This window comes from Streptomyces luteolus (assembly GCF_029968015.1).
Taxonomy (GTDB): domain Bacteria; phylum Actinomycetota; class Actinomycetes; order Streptomycetales; family Streptomycetaceae; genus Streptomyces; species Streptomyces luteolus.
In genome coordinates this window covers 105,204-132,030 of sequence record NZ_JASCIS010000020.1, presented here as the reverse complement: position 1 = coordinate 132,030, position 26,827 = coordinate 105,204, and the positions used below count along the sequence as shown (strand labels likewise).

Genomic DNA, 26,827 nt, shown 5'->3' with positions numbered 1-26,827 from the left:
CGTGGCCACCTCGGCTGAGTACCGTGCCGAGGGCGAACAGCGGGCGGGGACGGGAGCGGGCGCGATGGACGGGTACGAGCAGGGCCGCGGCGCCGGTGGACGGCCGCCCGGACCCCGCGCCGGAATCGCCGCGCTCTCACCGCCGTACCAGGTCGCCGCGGCCCTCGTCCTCGCCGTCGTCGCGCTCGTGACCTGCGTGCACCTCGCGATGGTCTTTCTGCACGTGGCCCCGCCCAACACGGTGTCCAAGCAGCACGGCCAGGCCGTCGACGACTGGGTCTATCCCGAGTTCGAGCAGAACTGGAAACTGTTCGCCCCCAACCCGCTGCAGCAGAACGTCGCCGTCGAGGCCAGGGCCAAGTTCCGTACCGAGGACGGCGGCATCCGGCACACCGAGTGGCACGGGCTCTCCGCCCAGGACGGCGCGGCCATCGACGGCAACCTGGTTCCCAGCCACACCCAGCAGAACCAGCTGCGCCGCGCCTGGGACTACTACACGTCCACGCACGACACCCAGAACCGGCCGAACGGCACGCGCGGCGAACTCTCCGAGGAGTACCTGCGCCGGATCGCGGTGCTCCGCATCGGACGAGAGGAGCCGGCGCGGTCCACCGACGACTTCCTGAGCGTGCAGGTCAGGTCGGTGACCACCAATGTGCAGCCGCCCTCGTGGAGCGGCGAGAAGCTCGACCCGAAACCTGTGATCCGCCTGCTGCCGTGGTGGAACGTCACGTCCCAGGACATGGAGGTACGTGACCGGTGAACCGCCTCGACCGCCCGCCCACAGCGCTCCCCCGTGGCCTCGGCCGGATCACGTCCGCCGCGCTCGGCCCGTACCAGACGGCCGTGATCCGGATCGGGTTCTCCGCGACCTGGCTGCTCTTCCTGCTGCGCGAACTTCCCCACAGGCATGAGCTGTACGGGCCGCAGGGCCCCTGGAGCTGGGAGCTCGCGCACCGGCTCATCCTCGACAACCAGGCCTTCACGGCACTGATGTGGACCGACGGCCGCGTCTGGTTCGAGTGCGTCTACGGTCTGGCGATCGTCTCGAGCGTGCTGCTGATGCTCGGCTGGCGCACGCGCACGATGTCCGTGCTGTTCATGGTCACCGCGCTGTCGGTGCTCAACCGCAGTGTGTTCGTGGGGGACGGCGGGGACAACGTCATCCACCTCATGGCGATGTACCTGGTCCTGACGCGCTGCGGCCAGGTCTGGTCGCTCGACGCGCGCCGGGCGGCTCGTAGGGCACGCGCGCGTGCGGACGGTTTTCCCGAGCCGGGCCATGATGCGGACGGTTTTTCCGAGCAGGGCCATGATGCGGGCAGTTATCCCGAGCCGGGCCAGGAGAGGGGGAGCGCGGCGGCCGATCCCGACCGGGTCGGGCCCGTGCTGTGGTGGATTCTGGGGCTCTCCCTCTCGCTGGTGACGTTCCTCGGGCACCTCGGCTGGGGATGGGCGCTGATCCTCTGGACGATCTGGTCGGCGCAGGGCCTGTGGTGGCTGCTCGGCCGCCGGGCCCCCGACTCGCAGCCGCGCGCCCTGTGCGACGTCGTCGGCAACCTCCTGCACAACGCCGCCCTGTTCGTGATCATGGTCGAGGCCTGCCTGATCTACGCCACGGCCGGCTGGTACAAGATCCAGGGCAGTCGCTGGCAGGACGGCACCGCCGTCTACTACCCGCTGCACCTCGACTACTTCTCGCCCTGGCCCGCCCTCTCCCAGCTGCTCTCCACGCACGGCACCGCGATCATGCTGATCACCTACGGCACGGTCATCGTGCAGGTCGCGTTCCCGTTCACGCTCTTCAACCGCCGCGTCAAGAACGTCCTGCTCGCGGCCATGATGATCGAGCACGCCGTGATCGCCGTCCTGCTCGGCCTGCCCTTCTTCTCGCTCGCGATGATCGCGGTCGACGCGGTCTTCCTGCCCACCACGTTCCTGCGCCGCATCGGAAAACGGGCCGCACGCGCGCGTAGTGCCCTGTCCACCCGCACACGCGGCGTCCCCGGACAGCGGGGCAGTACGCGCACGGGCCCCGGTCAGGACGAGGCGTACGGGACGGGGGCACCGCAGGCCGTCCCGTCGGACGCGGAACCGCCACCGGGCGACCCGCCCCAGGTGGACGTCTCCCCGCGCTCTTGAGGCGCCCCGAGGCCTGAAGTGAGCGCCACGGCGTAGGCACGCGGCGGGCTCTCCCGGCGCGCGGCCGGTCCCCTCATCGGCCCACGTAGGCTGCACGGCATGAGTGGTGCGGAGGACGTGGACGGGGCTGTGCGCCGCTGGCGGGTGCTGAGCGAGACGGCCGTCCTGCTCGACGGATTCCACGCCCTCAAGCACGCCCTGCGCTTCGGCGCCACCGTCCCGGCCGTACTGACCAGCGGCAAGGACGCGGCCCTGGCGCTCGCCGACGAGCTGGCCCCCGATGTCCGCGACCGCATCGCCGAGCTCGCCCTGGAAGTACCGGCCGAGACCCTGCGCGGGCTCGTGCCCCGGGCGCACCCCACCGGAGTCGCCGCGCTCGCGGTGCGCCCCGACCGGGAGGCCCAGCTCGCCCTCCTCGCACAGGAGCGACGGCCGGCGCCCGCCGTGGTCCTCGACAATCCGCGCAACCTCGGCAACGCGGGCGCCGTCATCCGCCTGGCCGCCGGATTCGGCGCCACCGGAGTCGTCACCACGGGCTCCCTCGACCCCTGGCACCCGACGGTCGTCCGGGGCGCGGCAGGGCTGCACTACGCGACGGCCGTCGAGCGCCTCCAGGTCGACGAACTGCCCGCAGGGCCGCTCTACGCGCTGGACCCCGAGGGCAAGGACATCCGCTCGGTCACCCTGCCCGACGACGCGCTGCTCGCGTTCGGCTCCGAGCGTTCAGGCCTCTCCGCCGAACTGAGGGAGCGCGCCGACGAACTGATCGCCCTGCCGATGCGCCCCCAGGTGTCCAGCTACAACCTGGCCACCAGCGTGGGCATGACGCTCTTCCACTGGTCGACGGCCTCCGGCCGGCCCGCCGCCATGTGACGACCACCCGGCCGAGGCCGCGGTCGCCTCGGGGCGGGCGGACTGGCCGGGCGTGCCGGACTGGCCGGGCGTGCCGGACTGGCCGGGCGGCCGGAGCGGTCGTCACCACGCGCGCGTGCTCACGCCTCCCGGCGGACCTCCACCACGCGGAAGCGGTTGGCGACGAACGCGCCGTCGCACAGCGCCGCGTTGGCCGCCGGGTTGCCGCCCGAGCCGTGGAAGTCGGAGAAGGCAGCCGTCTGGTTGACGTACACCCCGCCCGTGAGGTTGAGGGACAGCTGGGCGCACTCCTCCAGGCAGACCTCCTCCACCTGGTGCTCGAACTCCTGCGACGTGGAGTACGCGCCGACCGTCATCGCGCCCTTGTCGCGCACCGTGCGCCGCAGCAGCTCCACCGCGTCCGCGGGGGACTCGACCGCCACCGCGAAGGAGACCGGGCCGAAGCACTCGTCCAGGAAGACGGATTCCGAGTCCGGCTTGGTGCCGTCCAGCTTGACCATGAGCGGGCTGCGCACCACGGCACCGGGGAACTCGGGGTTGTTGATCTCCCGGCTGGCCAGGGCCACCTCACCGTGACCGGCAGCGGCCTCGAGGCGCGTCTTCACATCCGGGTTGACCAGGGCGCCGAGCAGGGCGTTCGCGCGGGCGTCGTCCCTGAGGAGGGCGTCGACCGCGCCCGCGAGGTCGGTGACCACCTCGTCGTACGACTTGGGGCCCTGGTCGGTCGTGATGCCGTCGCGCGGGATGAGGAGGTTCTGCGGCGTCGTGCACATCTGGCCGCTGTACAGCGACAGGGAGAACGCGAGGTTCGACAGCATGCCCTTGTAGTCGCCGGTCGACTCGATGACGACCGTGTTGACGCCGGCCTTCTCCGTGTAGACCTGCGCCTGGCGGGCGTTGCTCTCCAGCCAGTCGCCGAAGGACGTCGAGCCGGTGTAGTCGATGATGCGGACCTCGGGGCGCACGGCCAGGGTCTTGGCGAGGCCCTCGCCGGGCTGCTCGGCGGCCAGCGCCATCAGGTTGGGGTCGAACCCCGTCTCCGCGAGCACCTCACGGGCGACCTGGACGGTGAGGGCGAGCGGCAGCACCGCGCGCGGGTGCGGCTTGACCAGGACCGGGTTTCCGGTGGCCAGGGAGGCGAACAGGCCCGGATATCCGTTCCACGTCGGGAAGGTGTTGCAGCCGACCAGGAGGGCGATGCCGCGCGGGACGGGCGTGAACTGCTTGCGCAGGTTCAGCGGGTCGCGCTTGCCCTGCGGCTTGCTCCAGTCCGCGGAGTCCGGGGTGCGGGTCTGTTCCACGTACGCGTACGCCACCGCTTCGAGGCCGCGGTCCTGGGCGTGCGGGCCGCCCGCCTGGAACGCCATCATGAAGGCCTGGCCGCTGGTGTGCATGACCGCGTGCGCGAACTCGTGCGTGCGGGCGCTGATGCGGGACAGGATCTCCAGGCACACCACCGCGCGGGTCTCGGCGCCCGCGTCCCGCCAGGCCGGCAGCGCGGCGCGCATCGCGGGCAGCAGCACATCGGGGTCGGCGTGCGGATACTCCACGCCCAACTCGATGCCGTAGGGCGAGGTTTCGCCGCTCACCCAGCCGTCGGTGCCCGGCTGGTCGAGGTCGAGGCGGGTGCTCACGATCGCGTCGAAGGCCGCCTTGCCCGCGGCCGCGTCCAGCGAGCCGTTCTCGCCGTAGGCCTTCGGATGCTCGGGGTGCGGGGACCAGAACGCACGCGTGCGGATGGTTTCCAGGGCCTGGTCGAGGGTGGGCCGGTGCTTCTCGATGAGCTGTTGCGCGGTTACTGCGGCGGCCATGAGGGACAACTCCTCGTCGAGCTGGGCTGGAACAGGAGGACAGAGTTAGAGTAACCGAACGATCGGTCGGGACAAGAGGGGTCGGCCGGACCTGTGGACAACCCATGCGGGAGGATCGCGAGCATGACAGGACTCGACCGCACGAACCCGGTGGCCGTCGTGGGCACCGGCACCATGGGGCAGGGCATCGCCCAGGTCGCCCTGGTCGCCGGACACCCCGTGCTGCTGCACGACGCCGTGCCGGGGCGCGCCGAGCAGGCCGCCGCGGCGATCGCCGCCCGCCTCGACCGGCTCGTCGAGAAGGGCAGGCTGTCCGAGGACGACCGCAGCGCCGCACAGGCCCGCCTGAAGCCGGCCGGAACGCTCACCGAGCTCGCCGACTGCGGCCTCGTCGTCGAAGCCGTACTGGAACAACTCGACGTGAAACAGGCCCTGTTCCGCGAACTGGAAGGGATCGTTTCCGCGGACTGCCTGCTCGCCACGAACACGTCGTCCCTGTCCGTCACCGCCATCGCGGGCGGCCTCGAACGGCCTGGCCGGTTCGTCGGCCTGCACTTCTTCAACCCGGCGCCGCTGCTCCCGCTCGTCGAGGTCGTCAGCGGCTTCGCCACCGAGGAATCGGCCGCCACGCGCGCGTACGACACGGCGAAGTCCTGGGGCAAGAGCCCCGTGCGGTGCGCGGACACCCCGGGCTTCATCGTCAACCGCGTCGCCCGCCCCTTCTACGCCGAGGCGCTGCGCGCGTACGAGGAACGCGTCGCCGATCCCGCCACTGTCGACGCCGTCCTGCGCGAGTGCGGCGGCTTCAGGATGGGCCCCTTCGAGCTGACCGACCTGATCGGCCAGGACGTCAACGAGGCCGTGACGCGCTCCGTGTGGGAGTCCTTCTTTCAGGACCCGAGGTTCACCCCCTCTCTGGCGCAGCGTCGCCTGGTCGAGTCGAGCCGCCTCGGCCGCAAGTCCGGGCACGGCTGGTACGACTACGCCGAGGGCTCCGAGCGGCCGGAACCGGTGCTTCAGGGGCCCGCTGCCGCGCCCGCGGAGGTGACCGTCCGCGGTGATCTCGGGCCCGCCGAACCGCTCGTCGGCCTCCTCAAGAAGGCCGGAGTCGCGGTGCGCGGGGAAGCCTCGGAGAGCGCGTTCATCGTGCTCCCCTGCGGGGCGCGCCTGTTTCCGTCGACCGACGGCACCATGGCGACCAGCCACGGGGACGCGGTCCAGTTCGACCTCGCCCGTGACTACGGGACCACCTCGCTGATAGCCGTCGCTCCCTCGGTGACGGCCTCGGAGGCCGCGCTGCGGGAGGCCACCGGGCTCTTCCAGGCGCTCGGCAAGCAGGTCGTCGTCCTCGCTGACGTGCCCGGCCTGATCGTGGCCCGTACGGTCGCGACGCTCTTCGACATCGCGCTCGACGCCCTGGATCGGGGTGTGGCGGGCGCCGACGACATCGACACGGCCATGCGGCTCGGCGTGAACTACCCCGAAGGCCCGCTCGGTTGGGGCGAGAGCGTCGGCCTGGAGCGGCTGCACGACCTGCTGTCCCGCATGCACGACCAGCAGCCGACGGGGCGCTACGCACCCTCCCTGGGGCTGCGTCGGCGCGTCCACGCCCAGGAAGAGACGGTCCGCCCATGACCACGGCACGACGCGACACGTACACGCCCGAGACGCTTCTCGCCGTCGCCGTACGGATCTTCAACGAGCGGGGCTACGACGGCACGTCCATGGAGCACCTCTCCAAGGCGGCCGGTATCTCCAAGTCCTCGATCTACCACCATGTGGCGGGCAAGGAGGAGTTGCTGCGCCGCGCGGTGAGCCGTGCCCTCGACGGCCTGTTCGCGATCCTCGACGAGGAGCACGCGCGCGTGGGGCGGGCTGTGGACCGCCTGGAGTACGTCACCCGACGCATGGTCGGCGTCCTGACCGCCGAACTCCCTTACGTGACCCTGCTGTTGCGGGTGCGGGGGAACACGGCGACGGAGCAGTGGGCGCTGGAGCGGCGCCGGGACTTCGACCACCAGGTGGCCGAGCTGTTCAAGGCGGCGGTCGCGGATGGGGATCTGCGGGCGGATGTCGAGGTCAGGCTGGCTACTCGGCTGCTGTTCGGGATGATCAACTCGATTGTCGAGTGGTACCGCCCGGGGGGTCGTGGGATGGACGACGCGGAGATCGCCGACGCGGTGGTGCACTTGGCTTTTGCGGGGCTTCGTACGGAGGAGTGAGGTTTGGGGTGCGGGCGGGTTTTTTTCCCCTCCCCGCCCCTTCCCGAAAGTCCTCAGCGGACGGCTCCAGGGGCTGCGCCCCGGGCCCCCGGTCCCGTCGCCCTCCGGGCTGGTCCTCAAGCGCCGGACGGGCTGGGGTGGCCGTCTCTCCCGAGAGTCCTCAGCGGATGGCTACGAGGGCTACTGGGGCTGCGCCTGTCCGCCCCTCCCGGAGCTGCCGCGCCCTGGCCCCCGCTCCGGGCGTCAGCCCCCGGACCCCAGCTTCGGGACTTGCCCCTGAGCCCCGCTTCGGGGCTCCGCCCAGACCCCGGCTTCGGGGCGTTGCGCCGGACCCCCGCATCGCGCTTCGCGCTCGTCCTCAAACGCCGGACGGGCTGGATGGGGTCGCTTCCCAGGCACTGGACGGTTGAGGGCAGGCCCGCCGCCTGGGCGGTGGATGGGCGGGGATTGGGGTCGTTGGCCGAGTGTCGAATGCGCTGGATGGGGACTCGTTCCCCGCGCGCTGGACGGGCTGAGGTTGGGGTCGTTCCCCGCGCGCCGGGCGGGCTGAGGTTGGGGTCGTTTCCCAGGTGCTGGACGGCTGGGGCCGGTCCCGCCGCCTGGGCATCAGATGAGCGGGGGGCGTTGCCCGCGCGTCGGGATGGGCTGGATCGGGCTCCCTCCCCGAGGCTCCGGCCGCGCTGGGTGTGGACTGGTCCCAAGCGCCGGACCGGCCGAGGTTGGGCTCGACCCCCAAGCACCGGCGCCCCGAGGTTGGACTCGCACCCGAGCACCGGCGCCCCGAGGTTGGACTCCCCCCTCGAGCATCGGACGACCTGAATCCGCTCGGCCGGCAGCCCCGAGCAAGCCCAAGCACGCAGACCCGCGACCCTCAACCCATTAACCCCGGACCCCAGCCCCGGCCCCGGCCCCTAACCTCCAGCCCTCAACTCCCAGCCCTTACCCCCTATCCCCCGGGATCCTCCGGATGATCCAGATCCGTCTCCTCGAAGACCAGCAGCGTGCGTGTGCTCAGTACCTCCGGGATTGACTGCAGCCGTGTCAGGACGAGTTCGCGCAAGGTGCGGTTGTCCGGTGTGTGTACGAGCAGCAGTACGTCGAAGTCGCCGCTGACCAGCGCCATATGGGCCGCGCCCGGGAGTTCCTTGAGTTGTTCGCGGACCGTGCGCCAGGAGTTCTGCACGATCTTCAGGGTGATGTACGCGGAGGCTCCCTGGCCGGCGCGTTCGTGGTTGACGCGCGCCCCGAAGCCGCGGATCACGCCGTCCTCGATCAGCCGGTTGATCCGGGCGTACGCGTTGGCCCGCGACACATGAACGTGCTCGGCCACGGAACGTATCGAGGCGCGACCGTCCGTCCGCAGCATCCGCAGGATGTCCCGGTCGATGGCGTCCAGCGGGCGCGGCGGCGGCAGCGGCGTCGTGGACTGTGCCGTGGAGTGTGTCGTGGGCGGTGTCGCCGAAGAGTCCGACGCGTCGTCGGAGCCCTGGTCGGCCATTCGTTCAGGTGCCATGTCCCCCCGCCTCCCTACCATGGACGTACTGCATCTATCCCAGGCTGTGGAGAACCGTTTGTCCACAGGCTGGAGGTGCCTGTAGCCAAAATGCGCCGACGACCGAACAATCGGTAGGTGAGGCGCATCGCACAGCCGCGTCTCTCTCGACATCTGCACGACCCCTGATCACCACCCAATATTCAGGACATTCGAGATATTCGAGGCGCTCGGCGCCACCCCTTGATCGAGGAGGTGCACGCGGTGAAGAACCAGAGCCCGGTCATGGAGCAGCGGGGGTCCTACCGACCCAGCCCGCCGCCCGCCTGGAAGCCCCGTACGGATCCCGCCCCACTGCTGCCCGATGCCAGGCCGTACCGCGTCCTCGGCACCGAGTCGGCGGCCAAGGCGGACCCGGCGCTGCTGCTCGAGCTGTACGAGCAGCTGGTACGCGGCCGCAGATACAACACGCAGGCGACGGCGCTCACCCGGCAGGGCCGGCTCGCGGTCTACCCGTCGAGCACCGGGCAGGAGGCCTGCGAGGTCGCCGCCGCGCTCGCCCTCGAAGAGCGCGACTGGCTCTTCCCCAGCTACCGCGACACGCTCGCCGCCGTGGCCCGCGGCCTCGACCCCGTGCAGGCGCTGACGCTGCTGCGCGGCGACTGGCACACCGGGTACGACCCGCACGAGCACCGCATCGCGCCCCTGTGCACCCCGCTCGCCACCCAGCTTCCGCATGCCGTGGGCCTCGCGCACGCCGCCCGCCTCAAGGGCGACGACGTGGTGGCGCTCGCGATGGTGGGCGACGGCGGGACGAGCGAGGGCGACTTCCACGAGGCGCTGAACTTCGCGGCGGTGTGGAAGGCGCCGGTCGTCTTCCTTGTGCAGAACAACGGATTCGCGATCTCGGTGCCCCTCGCCAAGCAGACCGCCGCACCGTCCCTGGCCCACAAGGCCGTCGGGTACGGAATGCCGGGCCGCCTGGTCGACGGGAACGACGCGGCGGCGGCCCACGACGTGCTCACCGAAGCCGTGTGCCGCGCGCGCGAGGGCGGCGGTCCCACGCTGGTGGAGGCCGTGACGTACCGCATCGAGGCGCACACCAACGCCGACGACGCGACGCGCTATCGCCGGGACACGGAAGTGGAGACCTGGCGGGCGCACGACCCGATCGCGCTCCTGGAAGGCGAGTTGACGGAGCGCGGCCTCCTCGACGACGCCCGCAGGCAGGGCGCGAAGGACGCCGCCGAGGCGCTCGCGGCCGACCTGCGCGAGCGCATGAACCAGGACCCGGTCCTGGACCCGATGGACCTGTTCACGCATGTGTACGCGGAGCAGACCACCCAACTGCGCGAGCAGGCCGCCCAGTTGCGCGCCGAGCTGGAAGCGGAGGCCGAGCGATGACCACCGTGGCGGACAAGCCGAGTACGACGGCGGTGAAACCCGCGTCCATGGCGCAGGCCCTGCAGCGCGCGCTGCGGGACTCGCTCGCTGCGGACCCGAGCGTGCACGTGATGGGGGAGGACGTCGGCCCGCTCGGCGGCGTCTTCCGCATCACCGACGGCCTCACCAAGGAGTTCGGCGAGGACCGCTGTACGGACACCCCGCTCGCGGAGGCGGGCATCCTGGGCACGGCCGTCGGCATGGCGATGTACGGCCTGCGGCCGGTCGTGGAGATGCAGTTCGACGCGTTCGCGTACCCGGCGTTCGAGCAGCTGATCTCACACGTGGCGCGGATGCGGAACCGCACGAAGGGTGCCATGCCGCTCCCGATCACCATCCGCGTGCCGTACGGCGGCGGCATCGGCGGCGTCGAGCACCACAGCGACTCCTCCGAGGCCTACTACATGGCGACGCCGGGTCTGCACGTCGTCACACCGGCCACGGTCGCCGACGCGTACGGCCTGCTCCGCGCCTCGATCGCCTCCGACGACCCGGTGGTGTTCCTGGAGCCCAAGCGCCTCTACTGGTCGAAGGATTCCTGGAACCCGGACGCTCCGGCGAGCGTTGAACCGATAGGACGGGCCGTGGTGCGGCGCACCGGCCGCAGCGCGACGCTCATCACGTACGGGCCCTCCGTGCCGGTCTGCCTGGAGGCCGCGGAGGCCGCGCGTGAGGAGGGATGGGAGCTCGAGGTCGTGGACCTGCGCTCGCTGGTGCCGTTCGACGACGCGACGGTCTGCGACTCGGTGCGCAGAACCGGCCGCGCGGTCGTGGTGCATGAGTCGGGCGGGTTCGGCGGACCTGGCTCGGAGATCGCCGCGCGGGTCACGGAGCGGTGCTTCCACCACCTGGAGGCGCCCGTCCTGCGGGTCGCGGGGTTCGACATCCCGTATCCGCCGCCGATGCTGGAGCGGCACCATCTGCCCGGCGTCGACAGGATCCTGGACGCCGTGGCGAGGCTGCAGTGGGAGGGGGACAGCTGATGGCGCAGGTCTTCGAGTTCGCTCTGCCCGACCTGGGCGAGGGGCTCACGGAAGCCGAGATCGTCCGCTGGATGGTGTCCGTCGGCGACGTGGTCGCGGTGGACCAGCCGGTGGTCGAGGTCGAGACGGCCAAGGCGATGGTCGAGGTGCCCTGCCCGTACGCGGGCGTGGTCACCGCCAGATTCGGCGAGGAGGGCACGGAACTCCCCGTAGGGGCACCGCTGTTGACCGTCGCGGTCGGCGCCGAGGCCGGAGACGGCGCGTCGTCGGGGCTGAACGGCACCGGTGGCGGGGCGTCGAGCCGTACGGAGAGCGGTGCCCGTGCGGACGAGGGCGAGCCGGAGTCCTCGGGGAACGTCCTGGTCGGGTACGGCACGGGTGCGGCCCCGGCCCGCCGGCGCCGGGTGCGGCCCCCGGGCGTCGGTGCCGGTGCCGGTGCCGGGACGGACGGCTCGCGTGCCGTGGAGAGCTCGCGTACTGCGGAGAGCCGGCCCGCTCCGGCCGAGCCCGAGCGGACAGCGCCCGCACCCGCTCGCGCACAGGAGGCGTCTGCTCCCGCACAGGAGGCGTCTGCTCCCGCACAGGGCACATCCGCCCCCGCGCGGGAGGCGGACGGACCCGTTCCGGTGATCTCCCCGCTCGTACGGCGTCTGGCGAAGGAAAACGGCCTGGATCTGCGGGAGTTGACCGGGTCGGGGGTGGACGGGCTGATCCTGCGCGCGGATGTGGAGTACGCGGTGCGTGCCGCCCAGCGCGCGGCGCAGCCGGACACGGCACGCGAAGGGGCCGTCACGGCGGAGGGCGTCACCGAGGAGAGCGTCACCGAGGAGGGCGTCACCGAGGAGAGCGCGCTCGGTCAGGCCACCCGCGAGGGTCCCGCGCGTACGGCCGCGGGCCAGACCCGTACGGCCGCGGGCCAGACGCGTACGCCGCTGCGCGGGGTGCGGGGGGCCGTCGCGGACAAGTTGTCCCGCAGCCGCCGCGAGATCCCGGACGCGACCTGCTGGGTGGACGCGGACGCCACGGAGCTGATGAACGCCCGCAAGGCGATGAACGGCAACGCGGCCGCCGGGCAGAAGATCTCCCTGCTCGCGCTCCTCGCCCGGATCTGCACGGCGGCCCTGGCCCGCTACCCGGAGCTGAACGCCACGGTCGACCTGGAGGCCCGCGAGATCGTCCGCCTGGACGCGGTCCACCTCGGCTTCGCCGCGCAGACGGAGCGGGGCCTGGTCGTACCGGTGGTGCGAGACGCGCATGCGCGGGACGCGGAGTCGCTGAGCGCCGAGTTCGGGCGGCTCACGGAGGCGGCGCGGACCGGATCGCTGACCCCGGCCGAGCTGACCGGCGGCACGTTCACGCTGAACAACTACGGCGTGTTCGGCGTGGACGGCTCGACGCCGATCATCAACCACCCCGAGGCCGCGATGCTCGGCGTGGGCCGGATCGTGCCCAAACCCTGGGTGCACCAGGGCGAGTTGGCGATACGCCAGGTGGTCCAGCTCTCCCTCACCTTCGACCACCGCGTCTGCGACGGCGGCACGGCGGGCGGCTTCCTGCGGTACGTCGCCGACTGCGTGGAACAGCCGGCGGTGCTGCTGCGCACGCTCTGAGCGGTAGGTGTGGTGCCGACGGGTCTCCCGCCGACGACCGGCCGCCGACGACCGGCCGCCGACGACCGGCCGCCGGGCGACGGGCGACGGGCGACGGGTGACGGGCGGCCGGTGGCACGTTCGGTGTGACGGATGTCCCTCCGCGTAGAGGCCGTTCGCGGGGGTGGCATTGATCGCCGGTGCGGCCATACTCGGTGGATGACCTCGTATGACGCCGTCGTGCTCGCAGGGGGCGCCGCCAGACGCCTGGGCGGCGCCGACAAGCCCGGCGTGCGCGTCGGCGGCCGGTCCCTCCTCGACCGCGTCCTCGCCGCCTGCGCCGACGCGGACACGACGGTGGTCGTCGCCGAGCGCAGGCCGACCGCACGCCCTGTCCTGTGGGCGCGCGAGGAACCGCCCGGCGGCGGTCCGTTGGCCGCGCTCGGCGCCGGGCTGAGCCGGACCACGGCGGACACGGTGCTCGTCCTCTCCGCCGACCTGCCCTTCCTGGGGGAGGGCACCGTACGACTGCTGCTCGACGCGTTGGCGACGGGCCGCCCGGAAGGCACCGAGCCAGACAGCACGCAGCCGGAAGCCGGGCCCTCGAACGCCACCCAGCCCGACAGCTCCCGCTCGGACAGCCCCCAGCCCGACAGCTCCCGCTCGGACAGCTCCCGCTCGGACAGCCCCCGGCCGGACAGCCCCCGGCCGCACGGCCCGCAGCCGAACGATGCGCAGCCGAACGATGCGCAGCCGAACGATGCGGGGCCGAACGATGCGCAGCCGAACGATGCGGGGCCGAACGATGCGCAGCCGAACGAAGCGGGGCCGAACGAAGCGGGGCCGAACGATGCGGAGCCGAACGATGCGGAGCCGGACGGCCCGCAGCCGGAGCGCCAACCACCCGAAGGTGCCCTGCTGGTCGACGCGGAAGGGCGGGACCAGCCGCTCGTGGCGGCGTACCGGGCCGAGGCGTTGCGCCGTGGCCTGGAGCGCCTGACCGAGGAGCACGGCGGGCTCGGAGGGCTGCCGTTGCGGCGGCTCACCGCCGGTCTCACCCTCACCCGGGTCACCGAACCCGGCGACTCCCGTGCCGCGTTCGACTGCGACACCTGGGAGGACATCGCCGAAGCCCGCGCACGCATCAGGGAGCATGAGCACGTGCTGGATGAATGGATCACCGCAGTCAAGGACGAGCTCGGCATCGACCTGGAGGTCGACACGGGCCTGCTGTTGGACCTCGCGCGCGATGCCGCACACGGTGTGGCGCGGCCGGCGGCGCCGCTGACCACGTTCCTCGTGGGGTACGCGGCTGCGCGGGCCGAGGGCGGTCCCGAAGCCGTGGCCGAGGCAGCGCGCAAGGCCGCCGCCCTCGCCGCGCGCTGGGCCGACGAGGACAAGCGCGACGACCAGCCGGGCGGCGCCCCCGGCGCGGACACCGCACCGGACGCGGAATGACCGGGCCCCGCGGGCTGAACGAGATGAACGCCACGGACGGCCGCGGGGGGCACGCCGAGCGCGCCTCCGGCGCCGCCCCGGACCGGGACGCCGAACGCGACCACGACCAGGACGTCGACGAGGCCCTGGCCCTGGTCAGAGAAGCGTCGGCCGGGTACGAGGACGGGCAGGGCAAGCGGCCCGGAGCGGGGCGGCCCGGAGCGGGGCGGCCCGGAGAGCGGCGGCCCGGAGAGCGCCACGCCCCCCACGCCGACCAGCACCGCCCCGACAACCCCCGCCCCGACAACCCCCACCCCACCAACCCCCACCCCAGACACCAAGGCACCCCCTGGCCGCAGGCTCGCGACCGTGCGGCCCGGGCCGCCGAGTCCGTGGCGCGCAGGAGCCCCGCCTCCGTCCCGCTCGACCAGGCGCTCGGCCTGGTCCTCGCCGCTCCGCTCACCGCGCTGACCGACCTGCCGTCGTTCGACACCTCGGCGATGGACGGCTGGGCGGTCGCGGGACCGGGCCCCTGGAAGGTGCGGGACGAGGGAGTGCTGGCCGGCCAGTCCGGCGCGGACGCGCTGGCGGACGGCGAGGCGATGCCGATCGCGACCGGTGCGCGCATCCCCCGCGAGGTCACCGCCGTCATCCGCAGCGAGCACGGCCGTACGGACAGCAAGGGCCGGCTGCACGCCGAGCGTGAGGTGATGCACGGTCAGGACATCCGCCCGCGCGGCCAGGAGTGCCGCAGCGGTGACCAACTCCTGCCCGCGCGGTTCTCCGTGACCCCGGCGGTGCTCGGCCTCGCCGCCGCCGCGGGGTACGACTCGCTTCCGGTCGTCCCCCGCCCGCGCGTCGAAGTACTCGTACTGGGCGACGAGTTGCTCACCGAAGGACTGCCGCGCGAGGGGCTGATCCGGGACGCGCTCGGCCCGATGCTGCCGTACTGGCTACGGGCGCTGGGCGCCGAGGTCATCGCCGTACGCAGGCTCGGTGACGACGCGAAGAAGCTGCGCGAGGCGGTCGCGGGTTCGCAGGCCGAGTTGGTCGTGACGACCGGTGGCACCGCGTCGGGCCCTGTCGACCATGTGCATCCGACGCTGCGGGCGCTCGGCGCCGAACTGCTTGTGGACGGCGTGGAGGTGCGGCCGGGGCACCCGATGCTGCTCGCCCGACTCGACGAGCGCCGCCACCTGGTGGGGCTGCCCGGCAATCCGCTCGCCGCGGTCTCGGGGCTGCTGACGCTGGCCGAACCGGTGTTGCGTACGCTTTCCGGGCGGATCGCGCCGGTGCCGTATCTCGCCCCCACGAGGGACGAGATCCACGGGCATCCGCACGACACACGGCTCGTGCCCGTGGTGTTGCGTGCGGAGCCGCAGTTGGTCGCCGTGCCGCTGCACTACAACGGCCCGGCCATGCTGCGTGGGATCGCCGCCTCCGACGGCCTCGCCGTGGTGCCGCCCGGCGGGGCGAAGCCCGGCCAGGAGCTGGAGATCCTCGACCTGCCGTGGACACTGCCGTCCTCGCCCACGACCCATGACACGAACAGCGCGGAAGGGTGTTTCACGTGAAACTGCCCGGCCATGACGCCATGGCACGTCAGGCGGACGAGCATCTGGTGAGCGCCCAGGTGAAGCTGCCGAAGCGAGAGGTCGGGCGTCCGCTGCGACAGGTCGCCAAGCGGCTGGCCATGGCTCTGACCGTGCTGGTCTCGACGGCCTTCATCGTCTTCGCCGACCGTGACGGCTACCACGACAACCACGACGGCGACGTCAGCCTCCTGGACGCGTTCTACTACGCGACCGTCACCCTCTCCACCACCGGCTACGGCGACATCGTGCCCGCCGGCGACACCGCCCGTGTCATCAATATCCTCGTCATCACACCGCTGCGCGTGCTGTTCCTGATCATCCTCGTCGGCACCACGCTCGAGGTCCTCACCGAGCGCACCCGTGAGGAATTCAGGCTGAACCGCTGGAGGTCCCAGTTGCGCGAACACACCGTCGTCGTCGGCTTCGGCACCAAGGGCCGCTCCGCGATCCAGACCCTCTGCGCCACGGGTCTGAAGAAGGAACAGATCGTCGTCGTCGACCCCAGCGCCAAGGTCATCGAGGCGGCCACGGCCGACGGGTTCGTGGGCGTCGTCGGCGACGGCACGCGCAGCGACGTACTGCTGCGGGCCGAGGCGCAGAAGGCCCGGCAGGTCGTGATCGCCACCCAGCGCGACGACACCGCCGTCCTCGTCACGCTCACCGCCCGCCAGCTCAACCGGGGCGCGAAGATCGTCGCGGCGGTACGCGAGGAGGAGAACGCGCCGCTGCTCCGCCAGTCCGGTGCCGACGCGGTGATCACCAGCGCCAGCGCCGCCGGTCGCCTGCTCGGCCTGTCGGTGCTCAGCCCGAGCGCGGGCACGGTCATGGAGGACCTGATCCAGCAGGGCAGCGGCCTCGATCTGATCGAACGCCCGGTGATAAAGGCCGAGGTGGGGCGCACCGCGCGCGAGGTCGAGGAGCTCGTGGTGAGCGTCGTACGCGGGCACCGGCTGCTCGGCTACGACGATCCGGCCATCGGCAAGCTGGAGTTGACGGACCGTCTGATCACGATCGTGCGGGCCACGCCCGGCCCGCCCGGGGTCCCGGACCTCCGTCCGCTGCCGAGCGACTGAGCGGTCGGCCACCTCCGCAAGGCCGCGCCCGGCGAGTAGCCTCGCGCCCATGTATGCGATCACGATCCCCGAACCCGGCGGACCCGAGGCGCTTGTCTGGGCCGAGGTCCCCGATCCCGTACCCGGCGAGGGCGAGGTCCTGGTCGAGGTGGCGGCCAGCGCCGTCAACCGCGCCGACCTGCTCCAGCGCCAGGGCTTCTACAACCCGCCGCCCGGCGCCTCCCCGTACCCGGGCCTCGAATGCTCGGGCCGGGTCGCCGCGCTCGGCCCGGGGGTGAGCGGTTTCTCGGTCGGCGACGAGGTGTGCGCGCTGCTCGCGGGCGGTGGGTACGCGGAGAAGGTCGCCGTGCCCGCGGGGCAGTTGCTGCCCGTGCCGCAGGGCCTCGACCTGGTCACGGCGGCGGCGCTGCCCGAGGTGACGTGCACGGTCTGGTCGAACGTCTTCATGGTCGCCCATCTGCGCCCGGGCGAGACCCTGCTGGTGCACGGTGGGGCCAGCGGCATCGGCACGATGGCGATCCAGCTGGCGAAGGCCGTGGGCGCGCGGGTCGCGGTGACGGCGGGCGGCAAGGAGAAGCTGGAGCACTGCGCGCGGCTCGGCGCGGACATCCTGATCGACTACCGCGAGCAGGACTTCGTGGAGGAGATCCGCGCGGCCACGGACGGCTCGGGCGCGGACGTCATCCTCGACATCATGGGCGCCAAGTACCTGGAGCGGAACGTCAAGGCGCTCGCGGTGAACGGCCGCCTCGCGATCATCGGTCTCCAGGGCGGGGTCAAGGGCGAGCTCAACCTCGGCGCGCTCCTCGCCAAGCGCGCGGCGATCACCGCGACCTCGCTGCGCGGCCGCCCGCTCGCCGAGAAGACGGCCATCGTCGCCGCCGTACGGGAACACGTCTGGCCGCTGATCGAGGCGGGCCGTGTCGAGCCGGTCGTCGACCGGACCCTGCCGATGGCCGAGGCGCCGGACGCGCACCGGGTCCTGGAGGAGAGCACGCACGTCGGCAAGGTGCTCCTCACCCGCTGACGCCCTGACCGCCCGCCCCACAGCAGCCGCGCTGACGCCCCCGACCGCCCGCCTCCACATCAGCCGTGCTGAGGCCCCGACCACCCGCCCCCACAGCAGCCGTACGGCCGGACCTCCCGACCGTACGACCCCGGTGGCCCTCCCCCGGACCGCCCCGGGATGCCCGAGATGTCCGCGCATGTGACGCTGACGGCATCCACCTTGGCGACTCGGCACCGGGAGGGGGTCACCGACGTGACTCCACGGCTCCGCCTGCGGCACACCGTCGCGCTGCTCGCCGCGCTGCTCGCCGTGCTCCTCGCGACGCTGCTGCCCGCGGGCCCGGCCACGGCGGCCACGCCCCCCGCACCCCGCGAGCCGGTCCGGTCGAGCCCAGAGGAACCGAGCCCCGACGCCTCCCGCGCGGGCAGCCGCGCCGGTGAGGGCCGTCAGCGCCCCGGCCGTACGGAGCCGATCCCGGACCCGGAGCCGCCCCCGCAGCACAAGCACAAGCACCAGCACCAGCACCAGCAACACCACCGGCACCACAACCAGCACCCGCCGCCGCCGGAACGGCAGGACCCGTCGAACCCGCCGGAACCGACCCAGACCGCGGAGCGCCCGGACGCCTCGGCCACTCCGGACGTACCCGGCGACGGCACCGCACGGCAGGCGGTCGGCGACGACGGCCCCGTGCTGCGAGTGCTGCCGCTCGGCGCGGGCCTGGTCCTGATCGGCCTCGGCCTCGCCTTCCTCGCCGTACGCATCAGACGCAGCTGAGCCGCCCCGCCGGCCCGTGGGAAGGGCACGCCGGGGGGAGTCGGACCGTACGCGCAGGGTGGATCAACGCCGCGGCGGGGCACCACCCTGGTGTGCAGCAGGCGTACGAGAGAATGGCCGCATGGAGATGCCGAGGAACGACAGGTCGCAGGAAAACCCCCAGGTCCTCGTCGTGGGGCAGGACGGAATGGCCCTCGGTGGCGGGGGCGGTGGTGACGACGAGTCGCGTGAGCTTCCGGTGACGGACATGGTCGAGCAGCCGGCCAAGGTGATGCGCATCGGCAGCATGATCAAGCAGCTGCTTGAAGAAGTGCGGGCGGCACCTCTGGACGAGGCGAGCCGGGTGCGGCTCAAGGAGATCCACGCGAGCTCGGTGAAGGAGCTGGAGGACGGCCTCGCACCCGAACTGGTCGAGGAGTTGGAGCGGCTCTCACTGCCGTTCACCGACGAGACCACGCCCAGCGACGCCGAACTGCGCATCGCACAGGCCCAGTTGGTCGGCTGGCTGGAGGGGCTCTTCCACGGCATCCAGACGACGCTGTTCGCCCAGCAGATGGCGGCCCGCGCCCAGCTGGAGCAGATGCGCCGCGCGCTGCCGCCCGGCGCGGGCGGTCACGAGGGCGACGAGGACCACCCGCACGCGGGCCGCACCGGAGGCCCGTACCTGTAACCCCCGGCGGCACCCGCCCGTACCGACGACGACGGAGCCCGGCCCACCACGTTCGGTGAGCCGGGCTCCGTCATGCGCTGCGGCCGGCGGGCCGCAGCGCGGAAGGCTGCGGAAAGCTACTGCGCCGGGTTCCCGCTGGAGACCTCCAGCTGGATGGTCGGCGGGTTGTCCGGGTCGAAGTCCGTGTCCGACGTCGGGTACTGCTTCATGACCGTGCCCTCGCCGTAGGTGTTCTCGTCCACGGTCGTGATCTTGTACTTCCAGCCGCCCTTCTGGATGCACTCCTTGACCGAGTCGATGTTGCGGTACTCGAACTTCGGCAGGGTCTTCATGCTCGGGTCCGAGAAGCTCTCCCGGGGTTCCGTGCAGTCGGTGGTGTCCATGACCTTGGTCTTGTCCGGGCCCTTGTGGCCCGCGACCTCCTCGGCCGTCGCCGTCTCCTTGCCTCCGGGGTCTTCACCGCCGCCGCCGCCGTTCAGCGTGAGGGCCGTGACCAGTCCGCCGATGGCGAGCACGGCGACCGCGATCGCGCCGACGATCACCGGGGTGTTGCTCTTGCCGCCACGACCGCCGTTGCCGCCGCCGGCCGTCGCGGGCTGCGGGCTCAGGTGGTACGGCGGCGGGGTGCCGGGGCCGCCCTGCTGCGGGGCGAAGTTGGCGGGCGCCGGGGTCTGGTACCCGCCCTGCTGCGGGTAGCCGTACCCGGGAGCGGGAGTCGGCGCGGGCGTACCAGGGCCGCCGGGGCCGCCGGGGCCGCCGGGCCCACCGGGACCGTACGGCGCCGGCTGGTACGGGGTCTGGACGCTGCCGGGGCCGGGCGCCGGCATGCCCTGGTCGACCGGCGGGAACACCGAGGCGCCGACGCCCGCGCCGCTGCCGGTGTGCGCACCCGGCACGATGCTCGGCGCGGCGCCCTGCAGGGACTGCACGACCCGCAGGCACTCGTCCCGCATCGCGTCGGCCGTGGGGAAGCGCTCGTTGGGGTTCTTCTTCAGGGCGCGGGCGACCAGCGCGTCCACCGCGGGCGGCAGCGAACGGTTGATGGAGGACGGCGCGACCGGCTCCTCCTGAACGTGTGCGTACGCGATGGCAAGCGGCGAGTCGGCCTCGAACGGCAGCCGCCCGGTGACCAGTTGGAACAGCATGATGCCGACCGAGTAGAGGTCGGAGCGGGCGTCCACACCGCGGCCGAGGGCCTGCTCGGGGGAGAGGTACTGCGGGGTGCCGACGACCATGCCGGTCTGCGTCATCGACGTCACGCCGGACTGCATGGCGCGGGCGATGCCGAAGTCCATGACCTTGACGACGTTCCGCTTCGTCACCATGACGTTGCCGGGCTTGATGTCGCGGTGGACCAGGCCCATCTCGTGGCTGATCTCCAGGGCCGCGAGGACGTCGGCGGTGACCTTGAGGGCGCGGTCGGTGGGCATCGCGCCGAACTGCGCGACGTCGGCGTCGAGCACGGAGCCGAGCGGCTTGCCCTCGACGTACTCCATCACGATGTACGGCATCGTCGAGCCGTCGAGCTCGTCCTCGCCGGTGTCGAAGACCGAGACGATGTTGGTGTGCGTGAGCTTGGCCACGGACTGGGCCTCGCGGCGGAAGCGCTCGCGGAAGGACTGCTCGCGGCCGAGCTCGGTGTGCAGGGTCTTGATGGCGACCTGCCGGTCGAGGACCGAGTCGTACGCCAGGTGGACCGAGGCCATGCCGCCCTCGCCGAGGAGGTCCCGCAGCTGGTAGCGGCCGCCGGCCAGGGCACGCCCCGCGTACCGGCCGCCCTGTGCGCCGTCCTGGCTCATGTTCTGCGTCCCCCATCGGCGCGGTGAATGCGCGTAACGAATACGTGTGACGAATGCGCGTACCTGCGCGAAGATCCCTGCTATTCCGGGCCAAGTCTGCCCGAGGGCACCGACACGTCAAGCCGGGTGCCCGTTCCGTGACCCTACGCGCAAGAACCGTCTCGGAAGCGTTACCGGGGGCGTCCGCAGGGTGATATGGCGCCCGTCACGCTCTTGTCACGTCCCGCGCCCCGCGCGCCGGGACAGACCACTCGATTTGCCCGAAACCCCGGGTAACAGGTTTGATGGCCGGTCCATCTCGAACCAGCGTGCCGCGCCGAGGCTGTAGCGTGGGCTGGCGGAGGCCGTAAGAGGAGACGCGCGCACTCGCCCATCTGGGGCAGATGCAGGCGGGCATGCCGGGTTCGCGGGCATGTCGGGTTACGGACCAGACGCGACCAGTTACGACAGGAAACGACGGCGAGGACTGATGGACCAGCAGCGCGCTCAGGGCCCGTCCGACCCCGAGGCGACTGGCGGCGGTATGTCAGACGCGCCTGAGTTGTGGGGTAATGGCGGGCTTGTCGGAGACGGACGATACCGGCTGACCCACAGACTCGGACGCGGCGGCATGGCCGAGGTCTTCGCCGCCGAGGACGTACGCCTCGGGCGCACGGTCGCCGTGAAGCTGCTCCGCTCCGACCTCGCCGAGGACCCGGTCTCCAAGGCCCGCTTCACGCGCGAGGCCCAGTCGGTCGCCGGTCTCAACCACCACGCCGTGGTCGCGGTCTACGACTCCGGTGAGGACCTCATCGGCGGCAACACCATCCCGTACATCGTGATGGAGCTCGTCGAGGGCCGGACCATCCGGGACCTGCTGCTCAACGCCGAGGCGCCGGGCCCCGACCAGGCGCTGATCATCGTCTCGGGTGTGCTTGAGGCGCTCGCGTACTCGCACCAGCACGGCATCGTGCACCGCGACATCAAGCCCGCCAACGTGATCATCACCAACACCGGTGCGGTGAAGGTGATGGACTTCGGCATCGCGCGGGCCCTGCACGGCGCGTCCAACACGATGACGCAGACCGGCATGGTCATGGGCACCCCGCAGTACCTCTCGCCGGAGCAGGCCCTCGGCAAGGCCGTCGACACCCGCTCCGACCTGTACGCGACGGGCTGCCTGCTCTACGAACTCCTCGCGCTGCGGCCCCCGTTCACCGGTGAGACGCCGCTCTCGGTGGTCTACCAGCACGTGCAGGACATGCCGGTCCCGCCGTCCGAGCTGTCCGACGGGGTGCCGCCGGAGCTGGACGGCCTGGTGATGCGCGCCCTCGCCAAGGACCCGGACGACCGGTTCCAGACGGCGGAGGAGATGCGCGGCCTCGTCCAGTACGGCCTGCAGATGCTGCAGGACCAGGGTGGCCACACGGGTACGTGGAGCACCGGCCCGGTGGCGATGCACGAGGGCGGCAACACCCCGGCGATGGGCGTCACCGGCGCCGCGGCCCGCCCGCACCCCGGGGACACGGGTACGGCGCAGATCCAGCAGCCGATGCTCCGCCCGATAGGGGACGACGACGGCGGCTTCGACGGCGGCGGCGGGAACGGCGGCGGCCGGGGCGGTCGCGGCGGCAACGGCCGCGGCAAGATGTGGCTCTTCGCGGTCCTGGCGATCGCGGCGATCGCGGTCGGCGTGGCCGTGGCCCTGAACGCCGCGCAGGGCACAAAGAAGGACCCGGGCCCGGACAAGGACCCGACGCCGACGCAGTCCCAGTCGAAGGACCCCACGGACGAGCCGACGGACGAGGAGACGACGCAGGAGGAGACGGAGCCCGGCAACACCGGCGGCAACCCGGACTACACCGACACTCCGACCCAGCCCTCGTACACCCCGTCCGAGGACCCGACGACGCAGGAGCCCACCGAGGATCCGACGACGCAGGAGCCGACGGAGGAGCCGACGACGCAGGAGCCGACCGAGGAGCCGACCGAGGAGCCCACCGAGGACCCGGTGACCGACGAGCCCACGCTGGACGTCGGGTAACCGACCCCCTGGACGTCGGGTAACCGACCCCCTGGACGTCGGGTAACCGACCCGCGGTCCCGGAACTCGCCGACCGCCTACGACAAAGCCCGCTCACGCACCCCGTGAGCGGGCTTCGTCGTACCGCTGTCGTCCCCGTCGTCGCCGGTGTCGCCGCCGGCCAGGCGGTCCATGCTGTGCACGCGCACGAACTGCGGCTCGACGCGCAGGTAGACCGGGTCGAACAGCTCGCCGTCCACGAAGTGCGGGGCGGGGCCGAAGAGTCCGAGCTCGGCCGCAGACGGCTCGACCGCCTCGCAGGTGCCGACGAACTGCACGGACCAGTGGCCGTCGGCGTCGCCGAGGGTGGTGAAGTTGTCCGCGCCGTAGGCGACGACGCTGCCCTGGCAGGCCTGGTGGTAGCCGACGCCGCGGTGCATCCGGAGCAGGACGCGGCCGTCCACCACGATGTGCCGCGCCGCGGCGAGGAACGGCAGGGCGCGCATGCTGGTCGCGACGCGTCCGTACGGGACCCGGCTCAGCAGTTCGACGGCGCGGAGTTCTTCGGTGGACATGTATTCCACTTTCCGCTGCCGGAGAGGCGCGCGGAAAGAGCCACCCGCCCCGATGGGCGGGGCAATAGGTCCCGGCCGAATGCGGGATTTTTGAACGGACCGGTCAGTGCTTTTCGGCCTGCATACGGGCGACAAAGGCGGCGGCCTGCGAACGGCGTTCCATGCCGAGCTTGGACAGCAGGCTGGAGACGTAGTTCTTGATGGTCTTCTCGGCCAGGTGAAGGCGCTCGCCGATGGCCCGGTTGGTGAGGCCCTCGCCGATCAGGTCCAGGATCTTGCGCTCCTGTTCCGTGAGGTTCGCGAGCCGGTCGTCGCCCTTGGCACTGTTGCCGTGGCGCAGCCGCTCCAGGACCCGGGCCGTGGCCACCGGGTCGAGCAGTGACTTGCCGGCCGCCACGTCCCGTACGGCGGTGAGCAGCTCGTTGCCGCGGATCGCCTTCAGGACGTACCCGGAGGCGCCGGCCATGATCGCGTCGAAGAGCGCCTCGTCGTCCGCGAACGAGGTCAGCATCAGACACTTGATGTCCTCGTTCCGGGAGCGGATCTCGCGGCACACCTCGACGCCGCTGCCGTCCGGCAGGCGTACGTCGAGCACCGCGACGTCGGGCCGCGTGGCGGGGATCCGGACGAGGGCGTCGGCCGCCGTGCCGGCCTCGCCGACCACCTCGATGTCCGACTCGACGGACAGCAGCTCATGGACTCCGCGACGGACGACTTCATGGTCGTCGAGCAGAAATACGCTGATTTTTCCCTGTTCGTGCACCCTGCCAGTGTCACACACCGACTCTTCCAATGCTCTGGGTGGCCGGGATAACGTGCCGTTGTTCCGGCCCCCTGCAAGGCGCTGACCAGTAGTTGTTCCCGCTTTCTCGAATTTACTTGGAAATCCAAGCAAAGTCGCAGGTCAAGTGGGGTTTCGCAGTTATGCGGAGCACTGGGTAACGTGCTTTGTGCAGGGCTCTCGCCGGGGCACCTGTCACGCCTGCCATCCCTGAAACGCCTTACGCACACACCCCGTGCACGGGCCGGGACGACAGGCGAGCCGCACTGGCTTACCCGGCGGACCCCGGGAAGCCGGACCGACGGAGGAGCACACGTGACCGTGGAGAGCACCGCCGCGCGCAAGCCTCGCAGCAACAGCAGCGGGGCGAGCACAAAGCGCGCGACCGCCAAGAAGGCGCCGGCCAAGCCGGCGAAGAAGGCGGCGGCGAAGAGCGCAGCGCGCGAAGCAGCACCGCACGACGCACCACCGCACGACCCCGAACTCGTCCAGCTGCTCACCCCCGAGGGGAAGCGCGTCGAGCACCCCGAGTTCTCGATCGACCTCGGCCCGGAGGAACTCCGCGGCCTCTACCGCGACATGGTGATGGCCCGCCGCTTCGACGCCGAGGCCGTCACGCTGCAGCGCCAGGGCGAGCTGGGCCTGTGGCCCTCGCTGCTCGGCCAGGAGGCGGCGCAGATCGGCTCCGCCCGCGCGCTCCGCGACGACGACTACATCTTCCCGACCTACCGCGAGCACGGCGTCGCCTGGTGCCGCGGGGTCCCGCCGGAGAACCTGCTCGGCATGTTCCGCGGCGTCAACAACGGCGGCTGGGACCCGAACAGCAACAACTTCCAGCTGTACACGATCGTCATCGGCTCCCAGGCCCTGCACGCCACCGGCTACGCGATGGGCGTCGCCAAGGACGGCGCGGACTCCGCGGTCATCGCCTACTTCGGTGACGGCGCCTCCAGCCAGGGTGACGTCGCCGAGTCCTTCACGTTCTCCGCGGTCTACAACGCCCCGGTCGTGTTCTTCTGCCAGAACAACCAGTGGGCGATCTCCGAGCCCACCGAGAAGCAGACCCGCGTCCCGCTCTACCAGCGCGCCCGCGGCTACGGCTTCCCCGGCATCCGCGTCGACGGCAACGACGTCCTCGCCTGCCTGGCCGTGACCCGCTCGGCCCTGGAGCGGGCCCGGCGCGGCGAAGGCCCCACGCTCGTCGAGGCGTTCACGTACCGCATGGGTGCGCACACCACGTCCGACGACCCCACCAAGTACCGCCAGGACGAGGAGCGGGTGGCCTGGGAGGCCAAGGACCCGATCCAGCGCCTGCGCACGTACCTGGAGACCGAGAAGATCGCGGACGCCGACTGGTTCGCCTCGCTGGAAGAGGAGGAGGCGGCGCTCGGCAGGCGGGTCCGTGAGGCGGTGCGGGCGATGACCGACCCGGACCCGATGTCGATCTTCGAGAACGTCTACGCGGACGGCAGCTCGCTCGTCGACGAGGAGCGCGCCCAGTTCGCCGCCTACCAGGCGTCCTTCGCCGACTCGGCTGTCCCGGTGGGAGAGGGCAAGTGACCATGGCCGTACAGAAGTTGCCGATCGCCAAGGCGATCAACGAATCCCTGCGCAAGGCCCTGGAGACCGACCCCAAGGTCCTGATCATGGGCGAGGACGTCGGCAAGCTCGGCGGCGTCTTCCGCGTCACCGACGGGCTGCAGAAGGACTTCGGCGAGGACCGGGTGATCGACACTCCGCTCGCCGAGTCCGGCATCGTCGGCACCGCGATCGGCCTCGCGCTGCGCGGCTACCGGCCGGTCGTGGAGATCCAGTTCGACGGCTTCGTCTTCCCCGCGTACGACCAGATCGTCACGCAGCTCGCCAAGATGCACGCCCGCGCGCTCGGCAAGATCAAGCTGCCGGTCGTCATCCGCATTCCGTACGGCGGCGGCATCGGCGCGGTCGAGCACCACTCCGAGTCGCCGGAGGCCCTGTTCGCGCACGTCGCGGGCCTGAAGGTGATCTCGCCCTCCACCTCGTCGGACGCGTACTGGATGATGCAGCAGGCCATCCAGAGCGACGACCCGGTGATCTTCTTCGAGCCGAAGCGGCGCTACTGGGACAAGGGCGAGGTCGACACCGAGTCCATCCCCGGCCCGCTGCACGCCGCCCGCACCGTGCGCGAGGGCTCCGACCTGACGCTCGTCGCGTACGGGCCGATGGTGAAGGTCTGCCTGGAGGCCGCGGCGGCCGCGCAGGAGGAGGGCAACTCCCTGGAGGTCATCGACCTGCGCTCGATGTCGCCGATCGACTTCGACACGGTGCAGGCCTCGGTGGAGCGCACCGGCCGCCTCGTCGTCGTGCACGAGGCCCCGGTGTTCTACGGCTCCGGCGCGGAGATCGCCGCGCGCATCACGGAGCGGTGCTTCTACCACCTCGAAGCGCCCGTGCTGCGGGTCGGCGGCTATCACTCGCCGTACCCGCCCGCGCGGGTCGAGGAGGAGTACCTGCCGGGCCTTGACCGGGTGCTCGACGCCGTCGACCGCTCGCTGGCGTACTGAGGGGAGCTGGA

General features: G+C 71.8%; 22 protein-coding genes. 17 read left to right on the top strand and 5 right to left on the bottom strand.

Annotated elements, in window-relative coordinates:
• Position 1 precedes the first annotated feature (1 nt).
• The 3 genes from QIT00_RS20920 to QIT00_RS20910 all read left to right on the top strand — a co-directional run bounded on the left by QIT00_RS20920 (position 2) and on the right by QIT00_RS20910 (position 3,015).
• Positions 2 to 763 carry a DUF5819 family protein gene (locus QIT00_RS20920; RefSeq protein ID WP_408909811.1) on the top strand — a complete coding sequence of 254 codons (762 nt, stop codon included), beginning with the start codon at positions 2 to 4 and terminating at the stop codon, positions 761 to 763.
• Positions 760 to 2,142: an HTTM domain-containing protein gene (locus QIT00_RS20915; protein ID WP_282536849.1), complete on the top strand. Its 1,383-nt coding sequence runs from the start codon at positions 760 to 762 to the stop codon at positions 2,140 to 2,142. Before QIT00_RS20920 ends, QIT00_RS20915 begins: the two co-directional genes overlap by 4 nt.
• 99 nt (positions 2,143 to 2,241) lie before the next feature.
• Positions 2,242 to 3,015: a TrmH family RNA methyltransferase gene (locus tag QIT00_RS20910; RefSeq protein WP_282536848.1), complete on the top strand. Its 774-nt coding sequence runs from the start codon at positions 2,242 to 2,244 to the stop codon at positions 3,013 to 3,015.
• A 119-nt stretch (positions 3,016 to 3,134) separates the two neighbouring features.
• On the opposite strand, the gene paaN is transcribed toward QIT00_RS20910, so the two are convergent.
• Positions 3,135 to 4,826 carry a phenylacetic acid degradation protein PaaN gene (gene paaN / locus QIT00_RS20905; RefSeq protein ID WP_282536847.1) on the bottom strand — a complete coding sequence of 564 codons (1,692 nt, stop codon included), beginning with the start codon at positions 4,824 to 4,826 and terminating at the stop codon, positions 3,135 to 3,137.
• Between the two features lie 123 nt (positions 4,827 to 4,949).
• Here paaN and QIT00_RS20900 point away from each other — a divergent pair, with 123 nt between their 5' ends.
• Together QIT00_RS20900 and QIT00_RS20895 are read left to right on the top strand one after the other, a co-directional pair.
• Positions 4,950 to 6,461 (top strand): 3-hydroxyacyl-CoA dehydrogenase, encoded by a 1,512-nt coding sequence (locus QIT00_RS20900; RefSeq protein ID WP_282536846.1) that lies wholly within the window; start codon positions 4,950 to 4,952, stop codon positions 6,459 to 6,461.
• Entirely contained in the window at positions 6,458 to 7,048 is a 591-nt protein-coding gene (locus QIT00_RS20895) for a TetR/AcrR family transcriptional regulator (RefSeq protein ID WP_282536845.1), read from the top strand. Before QIT00_RS20900 ends, QIT00_RS20895 begins: the two co-directional genes overlap by 4 nt.
• 946 nt (positions 7,049 to 7,994) lie before the next feature.
• Here QIT00_RS20895 and QIT00_RS20890 read toward each other — a convergent pair.
• A complete protein-coding gene (locus tag QIT00_RS20890) occupies positions 7,995 to 8,561 on the bottom strand; it encodes an Lrp/AsnC family transcriptional regulator (RefSeq protein WP_282536844.1) in 567 nt (188 codons plus the stop codon).
• A gap of 264 nt (positions 8,562 to 8,825) precedes the next feature.
• Between QIT00_RS20890 and pdhA (QIT00_RS20885) the strand changes: the two genes are divergently transcribed.
• The 9 genes from pdhA (QIT00_RS20885) (at position 8,826) to QIT00_RS20845 (ending at position 19,116) form a co-directional block, all read left to right on the top strand.
• The gene (pdhA, locus tag QIT00_RS20885) at positions 8,826 to 9,944 is read left to right on the top strand and encodes a pyruvate dehydrogenase (acetyl-transferring) E1 component subunit alpha (protein ID WP_282536878.1); all 1,119 of its coding nucleotides are present in this window, start codon (positions 8,826 to 8,828) and stop codon (positions 9,942 to 9,944) included.
• Positions 9,941 to 10,966: an alpha-ketoacid dehydrogenase subunit beta gene (locus tag QIT00_RS20880; protein ID WP_282536843.1), complete on the top strand. Its 1,026-nt coding sequence runs from the start codon at positions 9,941 to 9,943 to the stop codon at positions 10,964 to 10,966. The genes pdhA (QIT00_RS20885) and QIT00_RS20880 overlap by 4 nt, the downstream gene beginning before the upstream one ends.
• On the top strand, positions 10,966 to 12,576 hold the full coding sequence (locus QIT00_RS20875; protein ID WP_282536842.1) for a dihydrolipoamide acetyltransferase family protein: 1,611 nt from the start codon (positions 10,966 to 10,968) through the stop codon (positions 12,574 to 12,576). Before QIT00_RS20880 ends, QIT00_RS20875 begins: the two co-directional genes overlap by 1 nt.
• A 198-nt stretch (positions 12,577 to 12,774) precedes the next feature.
• Positions 12,775 to 14,013: a DUF6457 domain-containing protein gene (locus tag QIT00_RS20870; protein WP_282536841.1), complete on the top strand. Its 1,239-nt coding sequence runs from the start codon at positions 12,775 to 12,777 to the stop codon at positions 14,011 to 14,013.
• Between the two features lie 23 nt (positions 14,014 to 14,036).
• Positions 14,037 to 15,566, top strand: coding sequence for a molybdopterin molybdotransferase MoeA (locus QIT00_RS20865; protein ID WP_408909813.1), 1,530 nt, complete (start codon positions 14,037 to 14,039; stop codon positions 15,564 to 15,566).
• Entirely contained in the window at positions 15,554 to 16,660 is a 1,107-nt protein-coding gene (locus QIT00_RS20860; protein ID WP_282536839.1) for a potassium channel family protein, read from the top strand. Before QIT00_RS20865 ends, QIT00_RS20860 begins: the two co-directional genes overlap by 13 nt.
• A gap of 49 nt (positions 16,661 to 16,709) precedes the next feature.
• On the top strand, positions 16,710 to 17,687 hold the full coding sequence (locus tag QIT00_RS20855) for an NAD(P)H-quinone oxidoreductase (protein WP_282536838.1): 978 nt from the start codon (positions 16,710 to 16,712) through the stop codon (positions 17,685 to 17,687).
• A 234-nt stretch (positions 17,688 to 17,921) separates the two neighbouring features.
• Complete coding sequence (locus QIT00_RS20850) at positions 17,922 to 18,446, top strand: hypothetical protein (protein WP_282536837.1); 525 nt, start codon at positions 17,922 to 17,924, stop codon at positions 18,444 to 18,446.
• Between the two features lie 121 nt (positions 18,447 to 18,567).
• Positions 18,568 to 19,116 (top strand): bacterial proteasome activator family protein, encoded by a 549-nt coding sequence (locus QIT00_RS20845; protein ID WP_282536836.1) that lies wholly within the window; start codon positions 18,568 to 18,570, stop codon positions 19,114 to 19,116.
• A 116-nt stretch (positions 19,117 to 19,232) separates the two neighbouring features.
• On the opposite strand, the gene QIT00_RS20840 is transcribed toward QIT00_RS20845, so the two are convergent.
• On the bottom strand, positions 19,233 to 20,915 hold the full coding sequence (locus QIT00_RS20840; protein WP_282536835.1) for a protein kinase domain-containing protein: 1,683 nt from the start codon (positions 20,913 to 20,915) through the stop codon (positions 19,233 to 19,235).
• Between the two features lie 466 nt (positions 20,916 to 21,381).
• On the opposite strand from QIT00_RS20840, the gene QIT00_RS20835 reads away from it, so the two are divergent.
• Positions 21,382 to 22,938 carry a protein kinase domain-containing protein gene (locus QIT00_RS20835; RefSeq protein WP_408909812.1) on the top strand — a complete coding sequence of 519 codons (1,557 nt, stop codon included), beginning with the start codon at positions 21,382 to 21,384 and terminating at the stop codon, positions 22,936 to 22,938.
• A 77-nt stretch (positions 22,939 to 23,015) separates the two neighbouring features.
• On the opposite strand, the gene QIT00_RS20830 is transcribed toward QIT00_RS20835, so the two are convergent.
• Entirely contained in the window at positions 23,016 to 23,492 is a 477-nt protein-coding gene (locus QIT00_RS20830) for a pyridoxamine 5'-phosphate oxidase family protein (RefSeq protein WP_282536834.1), read from the bottom strand.
• A gap of 103 nt (positions 23,493 to 23,595) precedes the next feature.
• A complete protein-coding gene (locus QIT00_RS20825; RefSeq protein ID WP_282536833.1) occupies positions 23,596 to 24,255 on the bottom strand; it encodes a response regulator in 660 nt (219 codons plus the stop codon).
• A gap of 333 nt (positions 24,256 to 24,588) precedes the next feature.
• Between QIT00_RS20825 and pdhA (QIT00_RS20820) the strand changes: the two genes are divergently transcribed.
• Entirely contained in the window at positions 24,589 to 25,833 is a 1,245-nt protein-coding gene (gene pdhA / locus QIT00_RS20820) for a pyruvate dehydrogenase (acetyl-transferring) E1 component subunit alpha (protein WP_282536832.1), read from the top strand.
• Positions 25,834 to 25,835: 2 nt separating this feature from the next.
• Complete coding sequence (locus QIT00_RS20815; RefSeq protein WP_282536876.1) at positions 25,836 to 26,816, top strand: alpha-ketoacid dehydrogenase subunit beta; 981 nt, start codon at positions 25,836 to 25,838, stop codon at positions 26,814 to 26,816.
• Positions 26,817 to 26,827: the final 11 nt, after the last annotated feature.